This window comes from Paracoccus cavernae (assembly GCF_042430175.1).
In the GTDB taxonomy this organism is placed as follows: Bacteria; Pseudomonadota; Alphaproteobacteria; order Rhodobacterales; family Rhodobacteraceae; genus Paracoccus; species Paracoccus cavernae.
On sequence record NZ_JBHMDZ010000031.1, the window covers coordinates 1 to 6,242 of the forward strand.

General features: G+C 57.3%; 7 protein-coding genes and 2 pseudogenes. 3 read left to right on the plus strand and 6 right to left on the minus strand.

All coding sequences use genetic code 11. From position 1 onward, the window contains the following. A partial coding sequence (locus tag ACFFUC_RS12590; protein WP_377686718.1) for a hypothetical protein occupies positions 1–377 on the minus strand: 377 nt, incomplete at its 3' end. A 694-nt stretch (positions 378–1,071) separates the two neighbouring features. Between ACFFUC_RS12590 and ACFFUC_RS12595 the strand changes: the two genes are divergently transcribed. Then, positions 1,072–1,404: a type II toxin-antitoxin system PrlF family antitoxin gene (locus tag ACFFUC_RS12595; RefSeq protein ID WP_377686708.1), complete on the plus strand. Its 333-nt coding sequence runs from the start codon at positions 1,072–1,074 to the stop codon at positions 1,402–1,404. 2 nt (positions 1,405–1,406) lie between these two features. Next, on the plus strand, positions 1,407–1,898 hold the full coding sequence (locus ACFFUC_RS12600; protein ID WP_377686709.1) for a type II toxin-antitoxin system YhaV family toxin: 492 nt from the start codon (positions 1,407–1,409) through the stop codon (positions 1,896–1,898). A gap of 57 nt (positions 1,899–1,955) precedes the next feature. On the opposite strand, the pseudogene ACFFUC_RS12605 reads toward ACFFUC_RS12600, so the two are convergent. Beyond that, a pseudogene (locus ACFFUC_RS12605) lies at positions 1,956–2,713 on the minus strand (IS5 family transposase). Between the two features lie 183 nt (positions 2,714–2,896). On the opposite strand from ACFFUC_RS12605, the pseudogene ACFFUC_RS12610 reads away from it, so the two are divergent. After that, positions 2,897–3,088 (plus strand): annotated as a pseudogene (locus ACFFUC_RS12610) (integrase core domain-containing protein); the annotation flags it as partial. A gap of 459 nt (positions 3,089–3,547) precedes the next feature. On the opposite strand, the gene ACFFUC_RS12615 reads toward ACFFUC_RS12610, so the two are convergent. From ACFFUC_RS12615 to ACFFUC_RS12630, 4 genes are all read right to left on the minus strand, one after another. After that, a complete protein-coding gene (locus ACFFUC_RS12615; protein ID WP_377686711.1) occupies positions 3,548–3,697 on the minus strand; it encodes a hypothetical protein in 150 nt (49 codons plus the stop codon). A gap of 149 nt (positions 3,698–3,846) precedes the next feature. Further along, the gene (locus ACFFUC_RS12620) at positions 3,847–5,169 is read right to left on the minus strand and encodes a HipA domain-containing protein (RefSeq protein ID WP_377686713.1); all 1,323 of its coding nucleotides are present in this window, start codon (positions 5,167–5,169) and stop codon (positions 3,847–3,849) included. After that, the gene (locus tag ACFFUC_RS12625; RefSeq protein WP_377686714.1) at positions 5,169–5,435 is read right to left on the minus strand and encodes a helix-turn-helix domain-containing protein; all 267 of its coding nucleotides are present in this window, start codon (positions 5,433–5,435) and stop codon (positions 5,169–5,171) included. Before ACFFUC_RS12625 ends, ACFFUC_RS12620 begins: the two co-directional genes overlap by 1 nt. A 529-nt stretch (positions 5,436–5,964) precedes the next feature. Next, the coding region (locus tag ACFFUC_RS12630; protein WP_377686716.1) for a hypothetical protein at positions 5,965–6,242 on the minus strand (278 nt) is incomplete at its 5' end.

The window sequence follows — 6,242 nt, forward strand, 5'->3', positions numbered from 1 at the left end:
ACAAGCTCTCTTGTAGAGCATCCATGATGATCAGCCGCCTGTTCGAGCGGCAACCATTCCGATGAAAGACGTCCCACTTGCTGCGCACCCAGCAGCAGGCGCTCAACGATCGCCTGACCGGCAAGCAGATCCCAGCCCCTGCCATGCCGGCACCGCGCCCAATCAAGGAAGCTGCAATCACGCAAGTCCTGGAACGACCCTGGATTGAGAGACAAACTTTCGCAAAACAGGTCGTCGGAAAGCCCGGTCGTCAACTCCGACAGGAGAGGCCCTGCCTTTTCGAGATCAAGCAGAGCCCAGTCATCCGGCTTATGGCGAGAGAGTTCGGTGCGTTCGGCCCCGAGTCTTTCTCGCAGCGTAGGTGCATCCGTCTTCAAGAGACGCGCCAAACCACACCATCAGGGAGCCACACCGCTTCAGGGACCGGCTGTAGCTGGACCAGTTCCTTGTGCGGAAAAGGGGGACGGGCTTGCTCATGGCACCAGTCTAACCCGCTGACTCAAAACATGAATCCGCCTGCAAGAGGGATAGCGCAACAAAGCCCCTCGACAGTATCAAGGAAGATCAGATTCAAGCTTGGGAACGCGAGCACTTGGTTGCTGTCGGCTATTCTGAACCGCGCTCAATTCGTTCACGGTCATGCGGCATTGCCTCTATGCAGGCGATCCGGAAGTTTTTGCGTCACTCCTGACCGACAGGGCGCGGAAAAGCTTCGATGGGTGGCGCGCGGAACACAAACCCGTCGTGGATGCCGGTTGACATTGTAGTGTGACGATTATGCGCGGGCCGCCGCGACGACCGCGCACCCGCATGTGATATCGCCTCTTATTTAAGGGCGCTTACCTTGGGCTTACAGCCTATTTCAGCCAACGCGGATTTGACTAAATAGCGCGGTTGCACTCTTGGATACTCCCCACCATGCAGGCGCGAAGGGTAAGCCGGACGATCCCGGCGTCACTGAGCGGAGCGTGGCACCGTAAAGGCGGCGACGATCCTCTCATCCGTAAACCCACCACTTGACAAAGTAAGAATTATTCCTTACCAATCTTGATATCAAGTTGGGAGCCGACCATGGCCGCATTGTTGAAAGAAGAAAGCACCATCACCTCAAAAGGCCAGACCACGGTTCCCAAGGCCGTCCGGCAGGCCCTGGGCGTGGACTACGGCGGACGCATCGCCTTCGTCGTCGATGACGCGCGCCGCGTCTATGTCGAAAAGGCGACGGAAGAGGAGAGCGATCCGGTCGTCGATCGCTTCCTGACATTTCTTGCGCACGACATGACGAAGCATCCCGGCACTTCCGTCATCCCGATGCCCGCGACGTTGCGGGATCGTATGGCGGCGCTGGTCGGCGATATCGACGTCGACCTTGATGCCGAGATCGACGGGGCTGTCGCACTCTAGTCATGCTGACGATCAATGGCTGGACCATTCTTGCGCATCCCCTCTTTCTCGATCAGTTAGAAAAGCTGACCCAGACCGTCGAGGCGTTGAAAGCAAAGAAGCCCGAGGATTACCGTAAGAACGCGAACACCAAGCTCCTGGCCGCGCTGAATAAGCTCGTTTTCGAGGCAGTTCCGGCCGACCCGACAGCGACCGCCTATCGGCAAGGCTCGACCCTCGGCGATGATTACAAGCACTGGTTCCGGGCAAAGTTCGGAAACGGACGTTTTCGCCTGTTCTTTCGTTACGACTCGAATGCGAAAGTCATCATCTTCGCTTGGGTGAACGACGAGACGACGCTGCGGACATATGGCGCGAAGACCGATGCCTACACGGTCTTCAAAGGAATGCTGAACGACGGCAATCCGCCCGACGATTGGGCCGCACTGCACAAGGCGGCTTCCGAGGTCGAGGCGGTCGAGCGGCTCGACACCGCCTCACCCGCGAAGCCATAGGCGGCGACATGAGTGGCCATACCAGCGAAATGAAACCGAATGTTCTAGGGTCAGGATTCATAGCCAATAGATGACGACTGCTGCGAGGGCGATTGCGGAGAGGAAGACCTTTGGGCAGCGGTCATATCGGGTTGCGACACGCCTCCAGTCCTTGAGCCTGCCGAACATGATCTCGATGCGGTTACGGCGTTTGTATCGGCGCTTGTCATATTTGATCGGTGCCTTGCGTTGCTTGCGGCCGGGGATTCAGGGGGTTATCCCTTTGTCTTTCAACGCATCTCGGAACCAGTCTGCGTCATAGCCGCGATCGCCGAGCAGCCAGTCGACCTGAGGCAGGCTGCTGAGAAGCGCCCGCGCACCGATGTAGTCGCTGACCTGTCCGGCGGTGATGAACAGGTCAATAGGTCGCCCTTGGCTGTCGCAAATGGCGTGAAGCTTAGTGTTCATGCCGCACTTGGTCCGACCGATCAGGCGACCGCGCCCCCCTTTTTCGCGGCCATGCTGGTCGCGGTGCGGTGTGCCTTCAGATAAGTCGCATCGATCATGACGGTCTTCTCTTCGCCGTGTTCAGCAGCCAGGCCGACCATCATTCGCGCGAAGACGCCCTTTTCGCTCCATCGCTTCCACCGGCTGTGGAGAGTCTTGTGCGGCCCGTAGGCTTCCGGGGCATCTCGCCAGCGCAACCCATTGCGATTGATGAATATAATCCCGCTCAGCACTCGTCGGTCATCAACCCGAGGCTTACGGTGCGATTTCGGGAAGAAAGTCGAAAGCTTCGCCATCTGGGCATCGGTCAGCCAGTAGAGGTCACTCATATTACTGCTCCGTTTTCCGAGCAGCAAATCACGCAGCGAATTGAAAATCAATGCATCCTGTCCCTATCTGTTTGATCTCCCGGCTTGTTGGCACGATCCTTTTTTTTGGAATGGAAGGATGCACTATAGGACAAATTCGTCATGGAAGCGCCACGACCAGGCACGCTGTCTGAGCAGTAGCTCAAGGTCGCCTGGCGCGACATTGTCTTCGTCGAGCGCTTCTGGCGGACGCTAAAAACCGAAGATGTTTATACACGAGCATATGCCAGCGTGTCCGAAGCCCGGAACGGAATTGGCCGTTATCTGAGCTTCTACAACAGTCACCGCCCTCATTCATCACTTGATGGGAAAACGCCTGATCAGGCCTACTTTAACCGGCCGATGTCCGAAGCAATGGCAGCTTGTCCGAGACGAAAAGTCACTTGGAAAACGCCCGGAAACAGTTCAGACCAGCCGAACCACCTCCGTCCCGAGTGCACTGCACTTTCGGCGTCACCAAGCCGCTAAACTGCGCCGCATCTCTGTCAGGCCACTTTCGCCCTTATTGTTGATTTATCGAATCTGGACGTCTTTTAACCTCAGCAGATGAGCGTATCTCTGGTTATTGATTGACGTGGGTGGTCGCTAAATTTTTCTTCCTGACCATTGGACCGGAGGGAGACGGTCTACGCAGGAACGGCCTGCATCTCCTCCGTAGGCTGCAGCGATCCCTGCCGCTCCGAGTTCGTCTGAAAGGACCTTCCGATCTTCAACCATCGGTAAATCATTCGCTGCGCGACCACTTGCCAGTGCCTTTTCAACCGCGCGCTTCGCTTTGAGCATCGTTGCTCCGCGTTATACCAGCGCGAGCGTGGCGGTGATGACATCGGGAGAATTACGGCCCGGCTGCAGGACAATCACCCTGGGATTGCCGTTGGTCACGCGCGTGATTGCCTGAACCCGCCCCTGTCGTGTCAACCGTTCCTTCAAAGACGACTTTGCCATGCCGTGCCCTCCATCACTCGTTCGGCAAACCTGCCAGAGTGTTATGAGAATGCCTGCGCCAAGCAGGGTTGGACGTGAATGAATGTAGGTTGCGCCTTGCCCTGACCGTAGTCGAAATAATTGAGCGCATAGGCGCGATCACAACTCCTTCATACCCGCATCGCCTCGGCATAGCTCTCGATTTGCGCAAGTTTATGGGTCGAAAACCCGATAATATCGTCAACGATCCGCTCGGGGAAATCTTCGGGCAGATCCGCACGAGCGCGCGTCAAGGCGCCCTGCCCCTGCTCGGCGATCTCGTTAAAAACCGCCCTGCGGATATCCTCTGGCACTTTCGCACGAATGGCGGTCTGATCGAAATGCCGCGGCAGGAGTTGATCAATGCGATAGTGCTTCCTGTCACCGGCGGACATCGCCAGCTGCAGCTCTCGGTTTCTCAACTGATTGCGCCGAAAGGCGGGCGCCGCGCTAAGAATGTCGTAAAGCGGCGTCAGACGAAAACCGTCCGGTTCGAGAAAGATCGAGAAGTTCTTGGCGTGACCATCCGTGGCCCCGATCATCCAGAAAACCACTTGCGCCTTCAGAAAGGTCTTCATGTCCCCGAAGCGGTTCTTCGACCCCGAGAGCAGCTCGAGACACCGCAGAATGCCGGGACCGCCCTCACTTTGATATTTGGCGGCCGAGAAAAGGCCCATCGCCTGCAAGAAGTCCTCCTGCGGCAAACGGATAAGCCGCCCGTCAGCGGTTTCCCCGCGGTCGAAGCGGGTTAGGACGAGCGCCTTCTCATCCTCGAACCGCGCGATCTCGGCGTGATTGACCGGCAATCCCAGCTCTCGGGCCAAACGCAGACAGAAGAACTCGTTCTCGACGCTATCGGTCAGGTCGATCTGACCAGCCAGCAGACCCATCGGGCGCTTGAAGATATGGGTCGTCGGCGTCAGGCCACGCGGTCGATACCATTGGGTGCCCTGTTTGAGGTAGGCAGTCTTCTCCTGTGCCCCGGCCAGCGAGACCCGAAATGGTTGCCCCGGCGCAATTCCCAGCGGCTCGCTGTCAAGACGACGCAAGGTTTCGGCAATCTCGCCATCGCTCTGCGCATCGGCCTGGATGGCGAAGGGATCCTGCGGGGCCATCCCTTCGGGAACGAACTGCAGCGCACCGACGCAGTCATGCCCGATTGCCGCCAGAAGATCGAAGGGACGGGCCGAGCGCGCGCCCGCCTTTTCGGCGATGGTGCTTCTCAGTTTTGCGCTGTCCGGCAGAAGGTTCTCGAAAACCGCAGAAATCGCCTCTCCGGATCGGCTCCCCCTGAGAAGCGGCAATTGACGACTGACGGGAAAGGCATGCTCCCATTCCAGCCACTCTGGAATATATTCAAAGCTGGTCCCGCCATCCGGTGCCATGCGATAGATGCCGACATGCCGCCCATTCAACAGGACCTCGAGCGCCCGACGCAACGGACGACGACCCATCAGAAGATATCCTCGATCGAAGCCACGGCATGAGACGGAGGCCCTGCTTCATCTGGATCGCGAAGGCCCAGTTCGACATCCAGCGCCGCACAGAGGGCGAGGATTGAATTGAGCCCAGGCACATTCGTTGCGGTCTCGATGCGCGAGATCTGCTTCGTCTCCAGCCCGGCACGCTGCGCAAGCTCAGCCTGCGTCAGGCCGGCAAGCTGGCGACGGTGGCGAATGAGGTCGCCGAAATCCTTGGCACTGCGAACAGGCTGATACATGCCCCGTTGCTCCCTCGATGGTCGACTTCAGGTCCACCACCCTGAATTCGACATACCATCAAGCACACAATTCTGCAATATACCTCACAGCGCACATTTAACTTATATACCATATGGCGCACATTTGGGGCGCGAAACCGCAAAGGCCGTCGCAAGATGATAGCTCATGGTGTGGCAGGCCAAAAATCAGCCAAGACCGATAGCACCGATTGATATGGCATGACATTTAATCAAATAAATTCAAGTAATTACGACTGCGCACATTATTTCATTCTTGCGCAATCTATTCATCACTTTCTGCAAATCTCGGCTTCTTATCCCATTGAATGTAAACGGCTTTTCAAGCCGCCGAATCACACTTTCCGAGGGTCTTGCGCGCACATTTGATTTCTCTGGCTCTGATAAGCCAGAGCCAGAGCCAGAGAAGAGAATACAGTGCGCAAAAGCAAGAAATAGCGTGCGCATGACCTGTCAAGAAAAATCGACGGTTGGCTGGCACTATTTCGTTATTTACTGAACATGCAGGACTTTACGGTCGGCGTTCAGCTTCGTCATGCAGGAGCGGATCAGTTTCGCTCCTGCGGTAGATGCGTAAGTAGCCCTCGACCGGCACGATGCCCAACTCCTCAAGGCGCTGGTCGAGCGCCTCCCAGGGCAGCCTGTGTGCTAGAGCCAACCGGCGAAAGCTGACGAAATTCTCATGGAAGGCGGCGACCTGAACCGGGGTCAGCATGATCCGATCCTTGCGCCCGGTCTCACGTCTGGCGATCTCGGCAGGCGAATGGCCCTTCCTGAAAAAGCTCAGCA